The 21,619-nt window shown below is 67.1% G+C and carries 18 protein-coding genes; 10 read left to right on the forward strand and 8 right to left on the reverse strand.

The genetic code is table 11. The features are described from left to right. Positions 1–2: 2 nt before the first annotated feature. Positions 3–842 carry a TauD/TfdA dioxygenase family protein gene (locus ACILR9_RS08350; protein WP_395709446.1) on the reverse strand — a complete coding sequence of 280 codons (840 nt, stop codon included), beginning with the start codon at positions 840–842 and terminating at the stop codon, positions 3–5. 92 nt (positions 843–934) lie between these two features. On the opposite strand from ACILR9_RS08350, the gene ACILR9_RS08355 reads away from it, so the two are divergent. Then, entirely contained in the window at positions 935–1,720 is a 786-nt protein-coding gene (locus ACILR9_RS08355) for a helix-turn-helix domain-containing protein (protein ID WP_395709447.1), read from the forward strand. 175 nt (positions 1,721–1,895) lie between these two features. On the opposite strand, the gene ACILR9_RS08360 is transcribed toward ACILR9_RS08355, so the two are convergent. After that, positions 1,896–2,471 carry a TetR/AcrR family transcriptional regulator gene (locus tag ACILR9_RS08360; protein WP_395709448.1) on the reverse strand — a complete coding sequence of 192 codons (576 nt, stop codon included), beginning with the start codon at positions 2,469–2,471 and terminating at the stop codon, positions 1,896–1,898. 163 nt (positions 2,472–2,634) lie between these two features. On the opposite strand from ACILR9_RS08360, the gene ACILR9_RS08365 reads away from it, so the two are divergent. The 3 genes from ACILR9_RS08365 to ACILR9_RS08375 all read left to right on the forward strand — a co-directional run bounded on the left by ACILR9_RS08365 (position 2,635) and on the right by ACILR9_RS08375 (position 5,822). Further along, positions 2,635–3,396, forward strand: coding sequence for an SDR family oxidoreductase (locus tag ACILR9_RS08365; RefSeq protein WP_395709449.1), 762 nt, complete (start codon positions 2,635–2,637; stop codon positions 3,394–3,396). A gap of 104 nt (positions 3,397–3,500) precedes the next feature. Further along, positions 3,501–4,511, forward strand: coding sequence for a phosphotransferase (locus ACILR9_RS08370; RefSeq protein ID WP_395709450.1), 1,011 nt, complete (start codon positions 3,501–3,503; stop codon positions 4,509–4,511). 123 nt (positions 4,512–4,634) lie between these two features. After that, complete coding sequence (locus ACILR9_RS08375; RefSeq protein ID WP_395709451.1) at positions 4,635–5,822, forward strand: adenylate/guanylate cyclase domain-containing protein; 1,188 nt, start codon at positions 4,635–4,637, stop codon at positions 5,820–5,822. 200 nt (positions 5,823–6,022) lie between these two features. Here ACILR9_RS08375 and cysC read toward each other — a convergent pair whose 3' ends face one another. Genes cysC through ACILR9_RS08390 form a run of 3 tightly spaced genes read right to left on the reverse strand, consistent with a single transcriptional unit; the run spans position 6,023 to position 9,778 of the window. Beyond that, on the reverse strand, positions 6,023–7,879 hold the full coding sequence (gene cysC / locus ACILR9_RS08380) for an adenylyl-sulfate kinase (RefSeq protein WP_395709452.1): 1,857 nt from the start codon (positions 7,877–7,879) through the stop codon (positions 6,023–6,025). After that, positions 7,879–8,784 (reverse strand): sulfate adenylyltransferase subunit CysD, encoded by a 906-nt coding sequence (gene cysD, locus ACILR9_RS08385; protein ID WP_395709453.1) that lies wholly within the window; start codon positions 8,782–8,784, stop codon positions 7,879–7,881. The genes cysC and cysD overlap by 1 nt, the downstream gene beginning before the upstream one ends. A 1-nt stretch (position 8,785) precedes the next feature. Then, the gene (locus ACILR9_RS08390) at positions 8,786–9,778 is read right to left on the reverse strand and encodes a hypothetical protein (protein ID WP_395709454.1); all 993 of its coding nucleotides are present in this window, start codon (positions 9,776–9,778) and stop codon (positions 8,786–8,788) included. Positions 9,779–9,910: 132 nt separating this feature from the next. Between ACILR9_RS08390 and ACILR9_RS08395 the strand changes: the two genes are divergently transcribed. From ACILR9_RS08395 to ACILR9_RS08405, 3 genes are all read left to right on the forward strand, one after another. Further along, entirely contained in the window at positions 9,911–10,903 is a 993-nt protein-coding gene (locus ACILR9_RS08395) for an MDR family oxidoreductase (RefSeq protein WP_395709455.1), read from the forward strand. A gap of 231 nt (positions 10,904–11,134) precedes the next feature. After that, a complete protein-coding gene (locus ACILR9_RS08400) occupies positions 11,135–12,460 on the forward strand; it encodes an aspartate aminotransferase family protein (protein ID WP_395709456.1) in 1,326 nt (441 codons plus the stop codon). A gap of 134 nt (positions 12,461–12,594) precedes the next feature. Next, complete coding sequence (locus ACILR9_RS08405; RefSeq protein ID WP_395709457.1) at positions 12,595–14,022, forward strand: phospholipase D-like domain-containing protein; 1,428 nt, start codon at positions 12,595–12,597, stop codon at positions 14,020–14,022. Here the strand turns inward: ACILR9_RS08405 and ACILR9_RS08410 are convergent. Beyond that, a complete protein-coding gene (locus ACILR9_RS08410) occupies positions 14,013–14,681 on the reverse strand; it encodes an endonuclease/exonuclease/phosphatase family protein (RefSeq protein ID WP_395709458.1) in 669 nt (222 codons plus the stop codon). The two genes, ACILR9_RS08405 and ACILR9_RS08410, sit on opposite strands and share 10 nt — an antisense overlap. Before the next feature lie 116 nt (positions 14,682–14,797). On the opposite strand from ACILR9_RS08410, the gene denD reads away from it, so the two are divergent. After that, positions 14,798–15,799 carry a D-erythronate dehydrogenase gene (gene denD, locus ACILR9_RS08415; protein WP_395709459.1) on the forward strand — a complete coding sequence of 334 codons (1,002 nt, stop codon included), beginning with the start codon at positions 14,798–14,800 and terminating at the stop codon, positions 15,797–15,799. A gap of 31 nt (positions 15,800–15,830) precedes the next feature. Here the strand turns inward: denD and ACILR9_RS08420 are convergent, their stop codons facing one another. Continuing rightward, positions 15,831–16,640 (reverse strand): class I SAM-dependent methyltransferase, encoded by an 810-nt coding sequence (locus ACILR9_RS08420; protein WP_395709460.1) that lies wholly within the window; start codon positions 16,638–16,640, stop codon positions 15,831–15,833. 152 nt (positions 16,641–16,792) lie between these two features. On the opposite strand from ACILR9_RS08420, the gene ACILR9_RS08425 reads away from it, so the two are divergent. Together ACILR9_RS08425 and ACILR9_RS08430 are read left to right on the forward strand one after the other, a co-directional pair. Further along, the gene (locus ACILR9_RS08425; RefSeq protein ID WP_395709461.1) at positions 16,793–18,142 is read left to right on the forward strand and encodes a hypothetical protein; all 1,350 of its coding nucleotides are present in this window, start codon (positions 16,793–16,795) and stop codon (positions 18,140–18,142) included. A 1-nt stretch (position 18,143) separates the two neighbouring features. Then, positions 18,144–19,490 carry a hypothetical protein gene (locus ACILR9_RS08430; RefSeq protein ID WP_395709462.1) on the forward strand — a complete coding sequence of 449 codons (1,347 nt, stop codon included), beginning with the start codon at positions 18,144–18,146 and terminating at the stop codon, positions 19,488–19,490. 396 nt (positions 19,491–19,886) lie between these two features. On the opposite strand, the gene ACILR9_RS08435 is transcribed toward ACILR9_RS08430, so the two are convergent. Then, positions 19,887–21,437, reverse strand: coding sequence for an acyl-CoA carboxylase subunit beta (locus tag ACILR9_RS08435; protein WP_395709463.1), 1,551 nt, complete (start codon positions 21,435–21,437; stop codon positions 19,887–19,889). Positions 21,438–21,619 lie beyond the last annotated feature (182 nt).

Below are 21,619 nucleotides of genomic sequence, written 5' to 3' on the forward strand. Positions count from 1 at the left end.
CCCTACGCTGCGCGATAGAACGGCTTGTTGCCGCACACGGTGACGCGATGGCCGTAGCGGCGGTGCGGGAAGTAGTCGAACAGCGCGTGGTGCTGGGTCGCGCGGTTGTCCCAGAACGCCACCGAGTTGGCCTGCCACTTGAAGCGGCAGTGGAACTCCGGCGTCTCGATGTGGCGGTAGAGCATCTCGAGCAGCGCGTCGCTCTCGAAGCGCTTGAGCTGCGGGATGCGCAGCGTGAAGCCGCGATTGACGAACAGCGCCTGCCGGCCGGTCACCGGATGGGTGCGCACGATCGGATGCTCGGCGTTGGGGAACTTGATGTCGTCGCGATCGGTCGCCTTGACGCGGTAGTAGTGCGCCTTGGAGCTGTCGTGCAGGGCGGTGAGGCCGGTCAGCAGCTTCTTGATCGGCTCGGAGAGCGTTTCGTAAGCGCGGTACATGTTGGCGAACATCGTGTCGCCGCCGCCGTCGGGCGGCACCTCGGTAAGGTAGAGGATCGAGCCCATCGGCGGCTCGATATCGCAGCTTACGTCTGAGTGCCATTCCTCGCCGGCGACGTGCCTGGATTTCTCGTCGGCCTTGATGACCAGGATCTCGGGATGATCGGGGAACTCGATCGGCGCATTCGGATGGGTGTGCAGCGGGCCGAAACGGCGGCCGAAATCCTTGTGCTGGTCGATCGACATCTTCTGGTCGCGGAAGAAGATCACCAGATTGTCCATCAGCGCGTCGTGCACTTCCTGGAATTGCTGGTTGCCGAGCGGCTGGGCGAGATCCACGCCGAAGATCTCGGCGCCGATGGTCGGCGTGAGCTTGCGCACCTCGATCGTCTGATAGGCCATTGGCGGTTCCTCCTTGGCGCTGAGTGTAGGCCGACCGCTGCGGCAGGCGCGGGCAAAGTCGACAAAGTCCGTAATACGGACTAGCTTGCGGCATGGCAGAGACCGTCATCGAGCCGGTGCGCAGGAGCTTCGCGGTGCTGGAGGCGCTGAGCCGCCGGCGCACCTCGACGCTCACGCTGCTCGCCGGCGAAACCGGCCTGCCGCGGCCGACGGTGGTCCGCCTGCTGCATACGCTGGCGGCGCTGGGTTATGCGCAACGGGTGTCGCGCGACCAGGGCTGGCGGCTGACCGACCGCGTGCTGGGCCTGTCCGAGTCGATTCGTTTCGTCGATCACCTGGTCGATGCCGCCATGCCGCACATGAGCCGTTTCACAGCAGAGCACGGCTGGCCGCTCTATCTCGCCACCCTGAGCAGCGGCGCCATCACCATCCGCCATTCGACGGCGCCGGAAAGCCCGATGGCCTTCGAGGCCGCCGCGCTCAACACAAGGCGCTCGGTGCTGCTGAGCGCGCTCGGCCGCGTCTGGCTCGCCTTCTCCGGCCCGCAAGAGCGGCGCGCCACCCTGCGCGACAGCGAGACCGCCGCCCTCGGCGCGCGGGCGACGGCCGCGCTCGACGAGATGCTGGCGCGCATCCGGCGCGATGGATGGGCGTTCACCGCGCGCACGCGCTCACGCATCCATGGCATGGCGGTGCCGATCCGCAACGAAGGCCGCATGCTGGGCAGCCTCTCGATGCGCTTCCCGCATTCGGCGATGAGCGAGGACGAGGCGGCGAGCCGATTCGGACACCGGCTGGTGCACGTCGCACGCACGATCGCCAGCGATGTCGTTGCTGCACGTGATTCGTCGGCGGCTCATTCTGCTCTCGCTGGCTAGGGCAGAGCATTTGCATAGGGAGCGCCTCTTCCGTCTCCTCCCTAGCGAAGCTGGGGAGGTGCCCCGTCATACGGGGCGGAGGGGTCATGAGCGTCAGTGGTGGTGCTCATGACCCCTCCGTCGCCGTAAGACGGCGACACCTCCCCAGCGAAGCTGGGGAGGGAAGTCTCTGCTGCTATCCGCGCGGCGCCTCGATCAACCTCCGAGCGGCCTCGGCGCCGGCGGCCAGGGCGTGATCCGACAGGGGAGTGCCTTTCGTGGCGCGGGCAAGCTGGAGCGCGCCGATCAAGGTCGCGTAGAGGCCGAGCGCCGTGTCCTCGCGATCCTCGGTCCCGGGCGGCAGGGCCTCGGCCAGCGCGCGCACCGTCGCGTGGAGACGCTCGGCGCAGGCGCGGCGCGTCTTGACCGGCTGGCGGGCGAGCTCGGGCAGCAGCGCCGCCGCGGCGCAGCCGTTTGCCGCATCGTCACGATGCTGCGGCGACAGGTAGGCCGTGATCACGGCATCGAGGCCGCCCGCGTCCAAACGGTCGAGCAGACGACCCGTCTGGGCGTCGATCGTCCCGGCGACGCTGTCGCGGACGAGTTCCTCCTTCGACCTGAAATGCGGATAGAACGCGCCGTTGGTCAGCCCGGCTTCGCTCATGATGCCGGCGAGGCCGGACGCCGCGATGCCGTCGCTGCGAAACCGCTCGGCCGCCACCTCCAGGATGCGGCGGCGCGAGGCGTCCTTGCGGCCCTTTTCGTAGCGCATGGCTTTCCGGCCTTGATTGCTGAATTATGATCATAATATCACTATGTGGGATCGATGCAATGTGCCCCGCAGCTTCCATGAGCGTTGCTTTGGGGATGACCGCCATCGCTGCGCAAGCAGACGCGCCTCACCACCTGACACCTGACGGAAGCGAGCCCGCACCATGACCCAACCCGATATCCAGGACGTTGCCCTCATCGTCGGCGGCGGCCCCGGCATCAGCGCGAGCTGCGCGCGACTCTTTTCCAAGGACGGCATGCGTGTCGCCGTCGCCGCCCGGACGCCGGGCAAGCCGGTTCTGCAGGCGCTGGAGGAGAAGCACGGCGTGCGCCGCTATCCCTGCGATGCCGCCGACCCGGTGTCGGTGGCGCAGCTGTTCCAGGCCGTCGGGCGCGATCTCGGCGCCCCGACGCTGGTCGTGCACAATATCGACGGCCGCGTGCCCAGCATCTTCCGCAAAGCCATCACCGAGGCCCAGCCGGAAGACGCCTTCGCGACGCTGCGCAACGCGGCGTTCAGCGCGTTCCTGGTCGGGCAGCAGGCCGCGCTGGTGATGCGCAAGAACGAGCCCAACACCAATGGCGCGCGGGGAACCATCATCTTCACCAACGCCAGCGCGGCTCTGAAGGGCTACCCGTCGAGCGGCGCCTTCGCCATGGCCTGTCACGCCAAGTCCGGCCTCGCCCAGAGCATGGCGCGCGAGCTGATGCCGCAGGGCATCCACGTCGCCAACGTGCCGATCGACGCCGCAATTGGCTTTACGCAGGACGACGGCAGCCGCGCACATCGCCGGGCGGGCGCCACCGTCGACGACAACATGGCCGACCCCGAGCACATCGCGGAGACCTACCTGCAGCTCCATCGCCAGCACCGCTCGACCTGGGCCTATGAGATCGTGCTGCGGCCGTGGCTCGAGAAATGGTGAGCGGGACCTGAGAAAGGCGCGCGCGCCGCGCGGTAGCGAGTCAGTTTGAGATCTGCCGGCCTTGACCTGCCTTTGCGCCAAGAGCAATCCTGGAAAAGCAGCTCATGGACAGTCTCAACGAAATCTCGCCGGAGCGTCGCGACGCTGCGCGAGCAGCGCTGGCGTTGTGTACGCGTGGTCGCGACGTCGGACCCATAGCGCTGCTGAAGGGTGGAGTGTCCGGAGCCCTGATCTACCGGGTCGATACGGATCAGCGTTCCTTCGCGTTGCGAATAGAACCCGAGCGCATCGCGCTGGAACACCGGCGGCGCGGCTTCGCCTGCATGGAGACCGCTGCCGCAGCCGACGTCGCCCCGCGTGTATTGTTCGCTGACCCGACGGCCGGTATCGCGGTAATGGATTTGATCGACGCAAAGCCGATCACCACACATCCCGGCGGACGAGCGGGAGTCGCGCGCGAGTTGGGCGCGCTTTTTCGACGACTCCAGACGACGAAGCCGTTTCCCCGGATGTCAGGCGGGGACGAGGACATGATCGCTTCCGGGCTTCAGTCCCTGGAGGCGTCAGGGCTGTTTGCGACGGGCCTATTGGAACGGCACCGCGACGAACTGGCCCGTATCCGCGCGGCGGTGCCGTGGGATCCGTTGTCCCTGGTGTCGAGCCACAACGACCCGAACCCGCGCAACCTGCTGTTCGATGGCGTCCGTCTCTGGCTCGTCGATTGGGAGCTGGCCTCGCGCAACGATCACCTGTTCGATCTCGCCATTGCCACGACGGAAATCGCCGACACGCCGGACCTTGAAGCGGCTCTGCTCACCTCCGCATTGGGCCGCCCTCCCGATGCGACCTTGCGCGCGCGACTCCGCGTCGTGCGCCAGCTCACGTGGCTCTTCTACGGCTGCATCGCGTTGGACGCAGTCATGGCTGGGCGAGCGGAGCGAGAAGACAGCCTCGACGCGCTCAGTCCGGCACAATTCCGAGCGGCTGCGGCGCAGGGTCGTTTGGCGCCAAGCGAGATCGGCTACGCCTTCGGCAAAATGTCGTTGGCGGCATTCATCGACGGCTGTTCCACGCGAGACTTCGGAGAGTCGCTGGCCCTGGTCAGTCTGGCATGACGGCTTGCAGGGCTGTCGCCGGTCGAAGTCCGCTCCGGGTCCGTGAGCGGAATTCCAGCTGATCCACTACCTGCCGCGCGCCGCGATGGCGTTCGCGAGGCGATCGCACTAAGGTCGCGCGCGATGGATACCGAAGAGACAGACTCGACGGTTCTGGGCAGCACCATCAGCGAATGGCTCGCCGAGGAGGCGCTGAACGACTCCGAACCGGCCGCGCTCTATGACGGCCTGTGCCGGCGCTTGCGCGGCCTCGGCCTGCCGATCCTGCGCGGGCAGGTCGCCTTTCGCATCCTGCATCCGCTCTACGACGCCAGCACCGTCACCTGGATGGCCGACACCGGTTCGGTGGTCGGCCTGTTCCGTCCCGACGCTCCCGGTCAGGGTCGCTTCATGCGCAGCCCTTACGGCCACGTGCTGACCCATCGCCTGCCCGTGCTGCGCCGCCGGCTGACCGGCGAGACGGCGCTGCTCGATTTCGACGAGCTCGACGAGTTCCGCGCGCTGGGCGGCACCGACTATGTGCTGTTCCTCGTGCGCTTCGATCGCGCCGGCAGTCGCGGCATGATGGCGTCGTGGCTCGCCGATCGGGCGAGCGGCTTCACCGACGGCGAGATCGTGCAGCTCCGTCGCATCACGCGCGAGCTCGCCATCTCGATGAAGTCGCGCATCGAGCGCAGCGTCGCGCACAACGTCGCCCACGCCTATCTCGGCGAGCGCGCCGGCGAGGCGGTGCTGGCCGGGCAGATCCGGCGCGGTGACGGCGAGAAGATCACGGCGGCCTTGTGGTACAGCGATTTGCGCCAGTCGACGGCGCTGGCCGACCGGCTGTCGGCCGAGGATTTCCTGGACCTGCTCGGGCGCTACTTCGAGATGACCGCGTCGGCGGTTCTGGCCGGCGGTGGCGAGGTGGTCTCGCTGATCGGCGATGCCGTGCTTGGCCTTTTCCGGGTCGAGGACTCGGCCGGCGAGGCGTGCCGTCGTGCGCTTGCTGCTGCCCATGAGGCGCGCCGCCGGCTCGCCGCGGCGGCTGAACCAGCGACCAACCTGCCGCTCGATTTCGGCATCGCGCTCCATCTCGGGCAGGTCATCCACGGCAATGTCGGCGTGCCCGAGCGCCTGCAATTCACCGTGGTCGGCGCCGCGGTGAACGAGATCGTGCGCGTGCAGGATCTCACCAAGCAGCTCGGCTGGCCGCTGCTCGCCACGGCGCCTTTCGCCGCCAATGTCGCCGGTCCGTGGCGTCCGGTCGGCGAGCATGTGCTGCGCGGGCTCGATACGCCGATGCCGGTCCTGACCATGGCGCAGCCCTGAGGCACATTGGCGCTCATGCGCCGGGAACGCGCCACTCTCTCAGTTTCCTCCCTAAGCGCAGCTTGGGGAGGTGTCGCCGTCTTCGGCGACGGAGGGATCACGAGCAGCGGGACTGAGGCTCATGACCCCTCCGCCCCGTATGACGGGGCACCTCCCCAGCTACGCTGGGGAGGACAATGAAAGTGCGCCACGTCGGCGCTCTACGCGCGCAGCGGATAGGGCCGCTCGAGGACGCCGTGAGTGCGCAGGGTGTCGAGCACCAGCTTGACCTCGGCCTCGACGTCGGACTCGGTGGTGCGCAGATGGAGGTCGGGGTGCTCGGGCGCTTCGTAGGGTGAATCGAGGCCGGTGAAGTTCTGCAGGTTGCCGGCGCGCGCCTTGCGGTAAAGGCCCTTGGGATCGCGCCGCTCGCATTCGTCGAGCGGGGTGTCGACGAAGATCTCGGCGAAGAAGAAGTCGGTGCCGAGGCGCTCCCGGGCGCGCGCCCGCTCGGCACGGAACGGCGAGATGAAGGAGATCAGCACGATCAGGCCGGCATCGGCCATCAGGTGCGCCGTCTCGATCACGCGGCGGATGTTCTCGACGCGATCGGCGGCGGTGAAGCCGAGATCGCGGTTGAGACCGTGCCGGACGTTGTCGCCGTCGAGCGTGTAGGTATGATGGCCGAGCTCGAGCAAGCGCTTCTCGACGCCGTCGGCGATGGTCGACTTGCCGGCGCCAGACAGGCCGGTGAACCACAGCACCGCCGGGCGATGGCCCTTTATCGCCGAGCGCTGGGCGTGGTCGACGGTGAAATCGTGCCATCTGAGGTTGGCGGCGCGGCGCAGCGGGAAGCGGATCATGCCGGCGCCGACCGTGGCATTGGTCAGGCGATCAATCAGCACGAAGCCGCCGGTATCGCGATTGGCGTCGTAGCCGTCGAACGGCATGGGCCGGTCGAGGGCGAGATTGGCGAAGCCGATCTCGTTCGCCGCCAGTTGCTTCGCGGCCTTGTGGGTGCCGTCGTCGATGTCGAGCTGGTGCTTGAGCTCGCTCACCGTCGCCGTGACGGTGGCCGGGCCGAGCCGCATCAGGTAGGGCCGGCCGGGCAGCATCGGCGTCTCGTCGAGCCACAGCAGGTGGGCGGCAAATTGGTCGGCGAGCTGCGGCGGGCGGTCGTTGGGGGCGGCGAAAAGATCGCCGCGGGAAACGTCGATCTCGTCGGCGAGAGTCAGTGTTACCGCCTGCCCGATGCTCGCTCGGGCAAGGTCGCCGTCCCTTGTCGCGATGCGCGCGATCCGGCTCTGCCTGCCCGACGGCAGGGCGACGATCTCCTCGCCGGCGTCGATGCTGCCGCCCAGCACGGTGCCGGCGTAGCCGCGGAAGTTCGTCGTCTCGTCGCGCGTGACCCATTGCACGGCGAAGCGGAACGGCCCGCTTTGGGGCGACACGACATCGACCGATTCGAGGTGTTCGAGCAGAGCGGGGCCATCATACCATGGCATGTGTGTGCCGAGGTCGATGACATTGTCGCCGAGGCGCGCCGACATCGGGATCGCCGTGACGGTGGGCAGGGCGAGCGGCGCGGTGAGGGCGCGGTAGGTGGCCGCAATTGCGGCGAAGGCCTCCTGCCGCCAACCCACGAGGTCCATCTTGTTGATGGCGAGAACGACCTGGCGGATGCCCATCAGTGCCACGATGGCGCTGTGCCGATAGGTCTGCCGGCGCACGCCCTTGGTGGCGTCGACCAGGATCACCGCCAAGTCGGCGGTCGAGGCGCCGGTCGCCATGTTGCGCGTGTATTGCTCGTGTCCCGGCGTGTCGGCGATGACGAAGCGTCGCCGCGCGGTGGTGAAGTAGCGATAGCCGACATCGATGGTGATGCCCTGCGCGCGCTCGGCCTGCAGGCCGTCGACGAGCTGGGCTAGGTTGCCGTCCATGCCGTTGGCATGCAGGTGATCGTCGGGCACGGCGTCGGCATCGACCAGCAACCGGCCGATCAGCGTGCTCTTGCCGTCATCGACGCTGCCGCAGGTGATGAATCGCAGCACGTCGCCGGCGCCATTGGCGCGCAGCATCAGAAGTAGCCTTCGAGCTTCTTGCGCTCCATCGAATCGCCGCCGTGGTCGATCGCGCGCCCTTGGCGTTCCGAGGTGCGCGCCGCGGCGAGCTCGTCGAGGATCGCCTCGACGCTGTCGGCACGCGACTCGATGGCGCCGGTCAACGGGTAGCAACCTAGGGTGCGGAAGCGCACCCAGCGTTGTTCCGGCACTTCGTTCGGCAGCAGGGGCAGGCGCTGGTCGTCGACCATGATCAGCATGCCGTTGCGCTCGACCACGGGCCGGCGGGCTGCGAAGTAGAGGGGCACGACCGGAATCTCCTCACGCGCGATGTAGGCCCACACATCGCGCTCGGTCCAGTTGGATAGCGGGAACACTCGCATGCTCTCGCCCGGGCCGAGGCGACCGTTGTAGATCCGCCAAAGCTCTGGCCGCTGACGTCGCGGGTCCCAGCGATGATTGGCGCTGCGCAGGGAGAAGATACGCTCCTTGGCGCGCGACAGTTCCTCGTCACGCCGGGCGCCGCCGATCGCCGCGTCGAGCTGGTGCAGCTCTAGCGCCTGCTTCAGCGCCTCGGTCTTCATGATGTCGGTGTGGATTGCCGCACCGTGCACGATCGGGTTGATGCCGCGCGCCAGCCCATCGGGGTTGACGTGCACCTGCAGCGGCAGGCCGAGCTCCTGCATGCGCCGATCGCGGAAGGCGATCATGTCGCGGAACTTCCATGTCGTGTCGACATGCAGCAGCGCGAAGGGCGGGCGCGCCGGATGGAATGCCTTCAGCGCCAGATGCAGCAGGACTGACGAATCCTTGCCGATCGAATAGAGCAGCACCGGCCGGCGGAAGCTCGCCGCCGTCTCGCGCAGCACGTGAATGCTTTCGGCCTCGAGACGGTCGAGCCAGGGGTAGGCGGCGGCGGGCACGTCAGGCGGCGCTGGCGACCGCGGGTACGGCGGCGGCCGGCCAGTCGAACAGTGCGGTCTGCACGCCCAGGCTCTCGAGCATCGCCAACGCCTCGCGCCGGAGCTTGAGGTCGCCGCGGCCCTCGGCCTTGGTGGGATCGCGGCGGATGTGGCTGCCGCCGTCGCGCCGCGTCCCGTCGAGCGAGCGGCCAAGCTCGCTTTCGATCGCTTTCATGTGGTCGCGGCGAGCCAGCCACACCGCATCGGCAAGCGACGGCCAGTCGCGCCGGCTGCCGGCGAAGTGATCGAGCAGGCCGGCCATTCCCTCGACCGGATGAACGACCAGACGTTCGTAGGGCATCAGCTTTACATGCGCGGGATGGCGTGCCGCCATTTCCTGAAAGGAGATGAACTGGCGTGCGTAGGAGGGAAGCCCGAATCTGAACAGGTAGTCGCGGAACGGCACGCCGGCGAGCGGACGGCCGTCCACCATGCTGTAGGCCGGATTGCGGTGCTCCTGGCAGTAGCGATAGTAGGACGCCGCCTGGTCGATCGGATTGCGATAGACGAAGGCGATCCGTCCGCCGCGGCCGCGACCGGCGGCGCGCTCCATCGCCGGCACGCGCACTGGCGTGTAGCGCTGGGGCGCGAGGTCGACCGGGGTGTAGCGGTAGTTCATGTCCTCATGGAAGTAGTCGTACCCAGGCACGTGGAACCGGCCCTGTGCCCACCAGTCGAGGTTGCGTCCTAGCCTGTCGAACCCGGGACACACAGTGTGGCCGACGAACAGGTTATCCACCGGCAGGGTGCCGCGGACGCGGAACAGCGGGCCGCCTCGGAAGTGCTCGAAATCGAACGCCGGGCCTGACTCGGCCCCGAAAACGCGACCCGTCAGCCGGTCTTCGATCCGACCGCCACGGTCGAGATGGCACAGGAAAGAAATCGAATAACGCAGGAACCAGGTCCCGGAGCGCGGAACGGTCGACAGGATTGGCGTAGGGCTAGGGTCGAACATCGCACACAATACGAGGCGAGGCCGATTTGCCTCCCCATGGAAAACTTATCTCATATCAAATGCCAATCCAGTGTGGTTGAGATCACATGGCAGGAATGTCATTTGGACTGCAGATCAGGAACGGATTTTGACATGACGCTGAATGCACTGGTTCTGAATCAAGGCGCCGACCGCAAGGTCAGCGGGGCAATCGAAACGCTGCAGGATGACCAGCTGCCGGCAGGCGATGTCACGGTAGCGGTCGAGTATTCGACCTTGAACTACAAGGACGGCTTGGTGCTGACCACGGGCGGCGGGCTGGTGCGCACATGGCCGCATGTCGGCGGCATCGATTTGGCCGGCTCGGTCGAGACCTCGGACAATCCCGCCTTCCGCCCGGGCGACAGGGTCGTATTGAACGGGTGGCGTGTCGGTGAGTTGCAGTGGGGCGGCTATGCTACCAAGGCCCGCGTCAAGGGAGACTGGCTGGTCAAACTGCCTCAGTCGATTTCATCGCGCCGGGCGATGGCCATCGGGACGGCGGGCTACACCTCGATGCTCTGCGTGCTCGCGCTGGAGAAGCACGGGATACGGCCGGAGGCGGGCGAGATCCTGGTGACCGGCGCCGCCGGCGGCGTCGGCTCGGTTGCCGTCGCCATCCTGGCCAAGCTCGGCTACACCGTCGCCGCCGCGACCGGCCGGCCGGAGGAGGGCGACTATCTCAGGTCGCTGGGTGCTGCCACCGTCATGCCGCGCAAGGAGCTTCTCGAGGCGCCCGACCGTCCGCTGCTCTCGGAGCGATTCGCCGGCGTCGTCGACACGGTGTCCAGCGTGATGCTGGCCAAGGCGCTGGCGCAAGTGAAGTACGCCGGAGCCGCCGCCGTGTGCGGCCTGGCTGGCGGGGCGACGTTCCCCGGCTCGATCCTGCCGTTCATCCTGCGCGGCGTGACCATGTACGGCATCGATTCGGTGATGTTGCCCAAAGGCCCGCGCGAGGAGGCCTGGCGCCGCCTAGCGACCGACCTGCCGCTCGACAAGCTCGATGCCACGGTGAGCGAGGCGGGTCTCACCGACCTGATGACGCTCGCTCCGAAAATCCTCAAGGGCGAAATCCGCGGCCGCATGGTGGTCGACGTGCATAAATAAATTCTCCCCGGCGTCTTCGCCGGGGAGGTGTCGGCGTCTTACGCCGACGGAGGGGTCGAGAGCCGTGACTCATGACCCCTCCATCGCCGTATGACGCCGACACCTCCCCACTGCGTGGGGAGGAAATGACCCCCTGAATATTCCTCAATGCAGGATGAAGTGGGCGCGTGGCCGCGGATGCGTCGTGCTGCTAGGGTAAACTATCGCATCCGCTCAGCCATAGGGTCCGCCATGTCGTCCTCCGCCGCTCCTTCCGCCAACAATCTCGACGCCTTCCTCATGCCGTTCACGGCCAACCGGCAGTTCAAGGCCAATCCGCGGCTGCTGGCCAAGGCCAAGGGCGTGCACTATTGGACGCCAGAAGGTCGGCGCATCATCGACGGCACGGCGGGCCTGTGGTGCGTCAATGCCGGCCACGGCCGCGATGAGATCAAGGCGGCGATCACCGCCCAGCTCGAGGAGATGGACTACGCGCCGTCATTCCAGATGGGCCATCCCAAGGCATTCGAGCTTGCCGCCCGTCATGCCGCCTTGCTGCCGGGTGATCTCAATCACGCGTTCTACTGCAACTCCGGCTCCGAGGCGGTCGACTCCGCGCTCAAGATTGCGCTCGCCTACCAGCGGGCGCGCGGCCAGGGCACGCGCACCCGATTCGTCGGCCGCGAGCGCGGCTATCACGGCGTCGGCTTCGGCGGCATCTCCGTGGGTGGCATGGTCAACAATCGCAAATGGTTCGGCGCCATGCTGCCCGGGGTCGATCACCTGCCGCACACCCATCTGCCGGAGAACGCGTTTTCGAAGGGCGAGCCGGAACATGGCGGCATCGCGCTGGCCGACGAGCTGGAGCGTATCGTCGGTCTGCACGACGCCTCGAACATCGCCGCCGTCATCGTCGAGCCGTGCGCCGGCTCGACCGGCTACCTACCGCCGCCCAAAGGCTACCTGAAGCGCCTGCGCGAGATCTGCGACAAGCACGGTATTCTGCTTATCTTTGACGAGGTCATCACCGGCTTCGGCCGTCTCGGCACCGGTTTCGCTGCCGAGAAGTTCGGCGTGCTGCCCGACCTGATGACCGTCGCCAAGGGTATCAGCAACGCCACCGTGCCGATGGGCGGCGTGTTCGTGCGCAAGCACGTGTTCGACGGTCTAATGACCGGTCCGGAGAACGCCATCGACCTGTTCCATGGCTACACCTACTCAGCCCATCCGCTGGCCTGCGCCGCGGCCTCGGCGGTGCTCGACATCTACCGCGACGAGGCGCTGTTCGAGCGCTCCGCCGAGCTGTCGCCTTACTGGGAGGACGGCGTGCACTCGCTGAAGGGCCTGCCCAACGTCGTCGACATCCGCAACCTCGGCCTCGCGGCCGGCATCGATCTCGCGCCCAAGGGGGCGGTCGGCACGCGTGGCTATGAAGCCTTCACCAAGGCCTTCGAGCTCGGCCTGATGGTGCGCCAGTCGGGTGACGCCATCGCCATGTCGCCGCCGCTGGTCATCGAGAAGGCGCAGATCGACGAGATCATCGACATCACGGCCAAGACCATCAAGGCCGTCGCCTGACGGCTGCTGCCGGAGCAGCGCTGAAAGAAATATCCCCCGCTGCACTCGGGATGACATCGTTGTCGTCATCCCGAGCGCAGCGAGGGATCTTTTCTGGGCTGGTTGCGATCCTTCTTTCTCTTTAGGGAGGGCGGGTGACTGGATCGGACTCCAATCTCGCCATCTTCCTTGGGGAGCTGGCGGCGCTGGCGCATATCGTCATCGCCTTCGCCGTCACCTTCCATGTGCTGCTCTACAAGCGCGATGTCGGCTCGGCGGTGGCGTGGATCGGCATCGCCTGGCTGTCGCCGTTCCTGGGCGGCCTGCTCTATGCCACCATGGGAATCAACCGCGTGAAGCGGCGCGCCCAGCGCCTGCGCCGCGAGCGCCTGACTGCCAGCGATGCCGCGGCCAGCCAGGAGATCGCAGCCTCCGCCGCGACCGATCCGTACTCGCCGCTCGAGTTCGCCATCGGCCGCCTGACCGGCCTGCCGTGCGAGGACGGCAACCGGATCGAGATGCTGCACAGCGGCGACCAGGCCTATCCGCGCATGCTGGCTGCCATCGAGGGTGCCCGACACAGTGTCGGCCTGGTGAGCTACATCTTTCGCGACGACAAGGCGGGCCAGGCCTTCCACAAGGCACTCATCGCCGCCCGGCAGCGTGGAATCGACGTCCGGGTGTTGGTCGACGGTGTCGGCGGCGGCTATTTCTGGTCAGGCACCTACCAAGTGCTGGCCAAGGCGGGCGTGCCGGTCGCGCGCTTTCTCCACTCGTACCTGCCGTGGCGAATGCCGTTCGTGAACCTGCGCAACCACCGCAAGGTGCTGGTGATCGACGGTCGGCTCGCCTTCACCGGCGGGCTCAACATCGGAGCGGAGAATATCCGTGCCGACAATCCGCCAGAGATCGTGCTCGACACGCACTTCCAGCTCGAAGGTCCGATCGTCGAGCAGCTTACGGACGCCTTCGCCGACGACTGGCTCTATACGACCGGCGAGCGGCTGCTGACAGACCGCTGGTTCCCGACCCTCGACAAGGTCGGGCCGGTCAAGGCGCGCGTCGTCACCTCGGGGCCGGACGAGGACATGGAGCAGATCGAGTTCGTCACCCTGCACGCGATCTCCTGCGCCCAGAAATCGATCCGCGTCGTGACGCCGTATTTCCTGCCGCCTGATCCGCTGACCATGGCGCTGGGGCTGGCAGCCCTGCGCGGCGTCAAGGTCGACATCGTGCTGCCCGAGCATTCCAACCATACCATCGTCGACTGGGCGCGCCGCGTGCCTCTGCGGCCGCTGATCGTGTCGGGCTGCAACGTCTGGCTCCGGCCCGCACCGTTCGATCATTCCAAGCTGATGGTGATCGACGATTCGTGGTCGCTGATCGGCAGCGCCAACTGGGATACGCGCAGCTTCCGGCTCAATTTCGAGCTCAATGTCGAGCTGCATGATTCGGGATTCGCCCGGCAGATCGTCGCGGCGAGCGCGGCCAGCCAGCGCCTGCGACTGGCCGATCTCGACAACGAGCCGCTGCCGCTGCGCCTGCGCAACGGCGCCGCCCGACTGCTGCAGCCCTATCTGTAGAGCCGGCGGAAGCGGTCCCGCCGCGTCGGCCGGTGCTCGGGCCGGGCGCGCAGGCCGGTCGGGTCGACGTTCCAGTGGTCGGCAATCGCCAGCTCCAGGCGGATCGGCCGGTGATCCGACGGACCGAAGGCCAGCGCCGAGGCCGACCGACAGTCGAGAAAGTGGACCAGGCATCGATCGAGGCGGAACGGCACGACATTGCTGGCGAAATGGGTCGGCTCGCGTGGCCCGACGTCCCTGAAGTCGGGTAGCTCGACCCGGCCGACCATGTTGAAGTCGCCGATGATGGCCGCGGGCTTGCCGCGCAGGGCAGCGGCGCAGCGCGCGAGCTGGCGCCGGTTCAGGAGCTGGCCGTGCGAGAGGTGCACGTTGGCGAACTGGACGTCGCCGATCTGGACCAGCTGGGCACGCCGTCGCGGCAGCCGCCCGGGCAGGCGCGAGGCGGGCAGTGAGAGCGCGCGCGGCGCGGCAAAGCGATGGGGACTCCATACCGCGAGGCCATGGATGCGGCCGAGCCACGACAGGCGATGGAAGTGGCCGCCCACCATGTGGGGCAGGGCCTCGATATGCTGGGTCGCCTCCTGCATTAGCATGACGTCGGGTTTTTCGCGTCCGATCAGCGCCGCGACGTCCTCGACTGCCGCTCCGGTGATACGCAACAAATTCCAGCTAATGACTTTCACCGGGCAAACATAGACTGGCGCCGCTGATCTGTGCACACTTTCCGCCAACACTTGTACTGGGTCTTTTGGCACTGAATCGGAATGGAGACGTCATGAGGGTGGTGATCACCGGTGGGGCGGGATTCCTGGGCAAGAAGCTGGCCCGCCGGATCCTGCAGCAGGGCACGCTCGCCGATGCCAGCGGCCAGCCGCGGCCGGTGAGCGAGCTGATGCTGTTCGACGTCGGCGAGGCGAAGGGGCCGGGGCTCGACGATCCGCGAGTCAAGGTGCTGACCGGCGACATCGCCAATTTCGCCACAGTGCAGAGTGTCGTGCAGGGTGCCGACACGGTGTTCCATTTCGCCGCCGTGGTCAGCGCAGGCGCCGAGGCCGATTTCGATCTCGGCTATCGGGTCAACCTCGATGGCACGCGCAACGTGCTTGAGGCGTGCCGCGCGCTCGGCACCAATCCGCGCGTCGTCTTCACCAGCTCGCTGGCCGCGTTCGGCGGCGACCTGCCGCCTGCCGTGACCGACGACACGCCGCTCACGCCGCAAACCTCCTACGGCGCGCAGAAATCGATCGGCGAGTTCCTGGTCCGCGACTATACCCGCAAGGGATTTTTGCGCGGCACTGCCGTTCGGTTGCCGACGATCTGCGTGCGCACTGGCCTGCCCAACAAGGCCGCCTCGACCTGGGCAAGCTCGGTGGTGCGCGAGCCGCTGACCGGCGTCGACGTCATCTGCCCGGTGACACCCAAGACGGTGATGGTGGTGCTGAGCCCACGCAAGACGGTCGACGCCTTCATGCGCCTGCACGATCTGCCGGCCGATGCCTTCGGCCCTGGCCGCACCTTGCTGCTGAATGGCATCAACGTCACGGCGAAGGAGCTCGAGCAGGCGATCGGCCGTCATGCCGGCAACCGCTGCGTCGGCAAGGTGACGTGGCAGCACGACCCGTCGATCCAAAAGATCTGCGACGGCTGGCCCCAGGGAATCGACTCGCGCCGCGCGCGAGCCTTGGGCTTCGAGATCGACAAGGACCTCGACGAGGTCGTCCGCAACTTCATCGCTGACGACCTCGACGAGCAGATGAGGATCGCCCGATCGGCTTAATTCTCCTCCTCAGCTTCGCTGGGGAGGACTTCTAGCGCCCGCGCAGCATGCGCCAGCCGTTCTGCAGATGGCGCAGCGGGCTCCAGACGTGGCGGCTGCGGATCATCTGCCAACGCTGCGGCTCGTTATCCGGGCCGGCGATCGGGCCGGCATCCTCGACATAGTCGGTGATGCCGACGGCGTCGGTGTCCCACGGCCCGGTCGTCTTGAAGATGGTCGTGCGCGCGCCGTAACCGGTAAGGCTGCGGCTCATGCCGCCCGCCATGAAATCCATGTAGCGCGGCAGCGCTTCGGGGCGGCACAGGTAGCCCTTGTTGAAACCGACGGCGAGCAGGCGGAAATGGAAGGGGTTCTTCTCCAGGTAGCGCAGCGCCTCGGTCGTGTTGGCCGGGTAGCGCGGCGAGAAGAAGTCGTCGATCACCACGATGCCGTCGGCATTGACGATGCGGTTGGCGAATTCGAGCTCGCGATAGACCGCGGTGCCGGTGTGCTCGCCGTCGATGTGAAACCAGCGCACGGTCTGGTGCATCGCCTGCAGGTCGAGCTTGGCCGCAAGGTCGGCTGACGGTCCCGACAGGGGCACGATGTTCGCCGGCTCGACGCCCACCGAGCGGATGGCCCGATGAACCGCGGGCTCATCGAGTCGCAGATCGCAGAGATAGAGCTTCTCGGCGCCCTTGCGATACGACGCCAGTACCGAGGCCGAGCGGCCGCGCCACACGCCGATCTCGAACAGGTCGCCGGTGAGCCTTGCCTGCTGGTCGAGCAGGGCGCGCCACACGCAGTAGGATTGGAACATGAACCAGCCCGGAATGGCGTCGATCTTCTCCCAGCTCAACATCGGCAGCTCACCATTCGGTCGTCCTCGCCTGCGGGCGGCCTTGCTAACAGCGCCCCTGCGCGCCGGCAAGCCGCTCCGGCCCCGGCCGCGCCGACTTGCCTTCTTGCGTCGGCAGCGAGCCTCCTGTACAGCGCGACAGCCCTAGCCCGCGCATGCCAAGCACGAAGATTGTCTACCGCACCACGGTCTGCCTGATTTGGGGGCTGGCGCTCTGGCACAGCTGGGAATGCCGCGGCCTCTTCGTCGACGGCTCGGCCTTCCTGGTCCAGATCGCGCGGCGAGAATGGTTCTTCGACTTCTATGGCCCGCGCCTCTACGCCATGGTCGTCACCCAGGTTCCGATCATAACCGGGTTGTTCCTCGGCGTTACCGACCTCCACCTGCTCGCCCGGCTGCTCTCGCTCGGCCTGTTCGCCCTCCCCACTGCGCTCTATCACCTCGCGCTGCTCCGCGTGAAGGACGATGCGGTTCTGCTCGCAGCCGTGATCGCCGCCATCGCGGTCGTCTTCATGACCACGTCCTTCTTCATCGTCGGCGAATACAACACGGCCTATGCCATCGCCGTCCTGGCGGCGGCCCGGCTGGTAACCGCCCAGCGGCTCACCGTGGTCGACGGCCTGTTTCTCGCCGTGATCGGCCTGCTGGCGGTGCGAACCTACGAGGCGATGCTCTATCTCGGCCCGCTGCTCGCGGCGATGATCGTGTGGGCGCTGTGGCGTGCGCCGTCTCGCCCCTGGCTGGCGAGCGGCCTGCACCTGCTCTCGGCGGCCGGATTCCTTGCCGGGATGGTGGTGGCCATCGGCTCGCTGCGGCGACCCTATTCGGAGGAGCATCTCGACGAGACACTGCAGACCGCGGCCAACTTCTGGCAGAACCTGCAGTTCGATCTCGCCCTGCTCGCCGCTTTGGTGGTGGTCGTTTGGGCCCTGGTCCGGCCGCGCGACCTGTTGACGGTGAGACCGTATCGCTGGGCGATGCTCGGGCTCGCCATCCTCGCGCTGTCCCCGCTGATGGCGTTGAGCGACACGCTGGTGCGTCCGCTCGCCAAGTCGCAGTACGTGGCTCGCACGGCCGCGGGCCTGGTCGTCGCCGCCATTGTCGTTTTCATCTGGGTCTACGGCTCGCGACTGCGGGACAAGGTTCCGGCCTTGCTCGTCCTGGGCAATCCACCGGCGGCTCGCCGGTTCCTGGGATTCGCCGTCGTGATGCTCGCGGCGGTCCTCCCGTCGGACATCTACCTGACGCAAAACTGGATATCCTATCTCGATGTCATGCGCTCGACGGTGCGCGACAGGGACGGGGTGATCGCCTTCGAGACATCCCCGCTCGCCCGGCATCCATACGATCTGCTGGTCGAAGCCTGGATCCTGCCCAGCCAGAGCCTTGCGCTCCGCGCCAGGCGAGGCGACGGGATCGTCGCGCCGCCAAAGGGGTTCAACTCCTGGCAGCCATTCCCGCCGGATGACCCGTATCCTCTCGGCCCCTTTATCTGGCGCGACTGACGTGACGGCGGCTGCCTATCGGGGCGTTGCAATGCTGCTCTGGGCGCTCGCCGTCTACAGCATCATCAGCTGTCGCGGCCTGTTCTGGGACGGTGCCTCGTTCCTGGTCAATATCATCGACCTCGGGGGCTTCCACGATTTCTATACCGCGCGGGCGCACGTCGATTGGGTGACACAGACACCCGTGATCGTCGCTGCATGGCTTGGTGTGCGCGACCTGCATGTCCTGTCGATCGTCTATTCCCTCGGCCTGTTCGCCTTGCCGGTCGGCCTCTATCACCTCGGCCTTGCCCGGGTGCGCCGCGACCCGGTGAAGCTGGCCATCATCATCGTCGTTGTCGCCACGGTATACCTGCCCACGTCCTTCTTCATTGTCGGCGAGTACAATGCCGCGTTCGCTGCAGTGACCGCGGCAATGGCGATTGCACTGACCGATCGGCGGCGCGGTGACGCCGTATTGCTGTGCATCCTGGGCCTGCTCTGCCTGCGCTCCTACGAGGCGATGATCTACCTCGGACCCTTGGTCGCTGCCTGCATCCTGTGGTCGATGCGTGGCGTGCGCGACGCCGGAACGCACCTGTTGCTCGCCGTGGCGGCGCTGGCATTCGTCGCCGCGGCCATAATTTCCGGCGTCACGATCATCGACTACTGGAACCATCCGCACTTCGCGAAGGTGCGTAGCATGAGCCTGGAGTTCTGGCAGAATCTGCAGTTCACGGTGCCGATTGCCGGCATCGTGATTTGCGCCCTGATCGGCCTCGTCCGTCCGGGCCTGCTGCGAGGCCGGCTGCCGATCACGGTCGTTGCGATCACCAGCGTCGCGCTGGCGTTGACGCCCTGGTTCCGCCTGCTGTCGGATTATTCGATCCTCTATCCACCGTCGCACTATCTGGCACGGCAGGCGGCCGGATTGCTGCTGGCCGCGATGCTCGTCTGCCTGTGGCTGCAGTCCGCCTGCCGCAACAATACGCCGCGGGTCCTCGCGGTGCTGCGTGAGCCGGATGTCGCACGCCGGCTGGTGGGCTCGACTCTTGTCCTGTTCGTCGCCGCAACGATCCCCGATCTGGCGCTGACTCGCCTGTGGACGGGCTATCTCGATCGCATCGCCGCTCTCGTCGATCGTGGCGAAGGTGCCATCTCCACGCGCACGCTGCCGCTCGCCCAGTGGCCCGACAAGCTGTTCGCCCAGGACTGGACGCTGCCGGCACTGAGCGCCGTCGTCAGCCACACGCCGGGCCGCGCCTACGTCATTACCGACAAGGATTACCTCTCCAACCCGCCGTTCGATCCGGCATGTGGCACCTTGCCGAGGCTGGCGGGTTACCAATGGGGTCGCCAGCTTCGCTAGAGAGATTCCCGATCGGGCAAGCCACCGCGCGGTGCTGCCTGACCGGGATTGCGCGCGGGGTTGGCTGGCGCAGGAGGCCCGCGCCGCTCGGCTCCTCCAGCCGAGCTGTGTGCCAGGTCAGGCGCCCGATCGCGGCGGCTCCTCGAGCATCCTGCCGGCGCCGAGGATCAGAGTGCGCAGCCAGGCATGGCCAGGATCGTTGTCATTGCGACGGTGCCAAAGCATGGTCTCGTGGAAGCGCGGAAACTCGATTGGGACGGGGAACGTCCGCACGCTGGGCCATTCGTCGCGAGCCCAGCGAGGGACCTTTGTCGTGGCCTCAAAGGTCGCTCGCTGGGCCCGGGATGACAGCGGTTGTCGTGCCTCGGACCCTCGTTCGCATTCGGCGCTCGCCGACTACGGCCGCATGCCGTGCAGCCGCGGGCCGCTGCCGCGCACCGGGGCGGCCATCTCGGCGAACTCGCAGAGGATCCTGCGGGTGTCGCGCGGGTCGATGATCTCCTCGATCCAGAACGTCTCGGCGCTGCGGAAGGGCGATCGCAGCTTGTTCAGCCGCTCTTCGATCTCGGCCATCTTGGCCTTGGGATCGGGCGCCGAGGCAATGTCGGCACGGTAGGCGGCCTCGATGCCGCCCTCGAGCGGCAGCGAGCCCCAGCGGCCGGACGGCCAGGCGTAGCGCCAGTTGAGGCGCCCGCCGTTCTGGTGGGCGGCGCCGGCGACGCCGAAGGCGTTGCGGATGATGAAGCTGCACCACGGCACGGTGGTCTGGAACATCGCCGACATGGCGCGCACGCCCTGGCGGATGACGCCGCTCTTCTCCGCCTCGAGGCCGATCAGGAAGCCGGGGCAATCACAGAAATAGACCACCGGCAGATGGAAGGTCTCGGCGAGGTCGACGAAGCGCGCCACCTTCTGGCATGCATCCGACGTCCAGCCGCCGCCATAGAACATCGGGTCGCTTGCCATGACCGCCATCGGCCAGCCGTCGACGCGGGCGAAACCGGTGACGACGGAGCGGCCGTAGAGCTTGCCCATCTCGAAGAAGCTGCCCTGGTCGACGATCTTCTCGATGATCGGCCGGATGCGATAGACCTTGCGGATGTCACGCGGGATGGCGTCGAACAGCGTCTCCTCGCGCCGGCTGGGATCGTCGGTCTGCGGCCCGCGCTCCGCCGCGCTGTCGATCGAGGACGGCAGGTAGGAGAGGAAGCGGCGGGCATGGGCGAACGCCTCGTCCTCGCTATCCACTGCCTCGTCGATGGCACCGGCGCGCAGCTGGATCTCCCAGCCGCCCAGCTCCTGCTTGTCGAACTGCTTGGGGCTCAACCGGTTTACGACGGGCGGGCCGGCGACGAACATCGCCGAGATCTCCTTCACCATCACCGAATAGTGCGTCGCCGCGAGCCGTGCCGCGCCCAGCCCGGCGACCGAGCCAAGGCCGAGTCCGACTGTCGGCACGGCGGCCATGTTCTGCACCACCCATTCCCAGCCGCGCACGCCCGGCACGTTGGCACGGCCGGTGGTCTCGATGGTCTTGACCGATCCGCCACCGCCCGAGCCTTCGATCATGCGGATCAGCGGCACGCGATACTGGTTGGCGAAGCGCTCGATGAAGAGGTCTTTTTCCTTGATCGTGGCGTCGGCCGATCCGCCGCGCACGGTAAAGTCGTCGCCGGTCACGGCGACCGGCCGGCTGTCGATGCGGGCGCGGCCCATGACGGCATTGGCCGGCGTGAGGTCGACCAGATCGTTGCGGCCGTCATATTCCGCCTTGCCGGCAATGCTGCCGATCTCGCGGAACGAGCCCGGATCGACCAGCCGGTCGATGCGCTCGCGCACCGTCAGCCGGCCGCCATCGTGCTGCCGCTTGACCTTGTCCGCCCCGCCCATGCGCCGCGTCAGCTCCTGACGGCGTCGCAGCTCGTCCATCTCCGGCTGCCAGCTCATCGCAACCTTTCCGATCCCGCTGTGACCTCAATGAGGATGTCGTAGCAACGCCGGCCGGCAGCGGCTACCGCGAAAGCGGCCCAGTCCGGCGCACCGGGCCGAAGGACGAAATGCCGGTCTTGGTCTTCCGGACCCGCGAGCGTCTCGCTCGCTCATGGATCACGAGCGGGCGGGACGCCGGC

Source organism: Reyranella sp. (genome assembly GCF_044224635.1).
Classification (GTDB): Bacteria; Pseudomonadota; Alphaproteobacteria; order Reyranellales; family Reyranellaceae; genus Reyranella.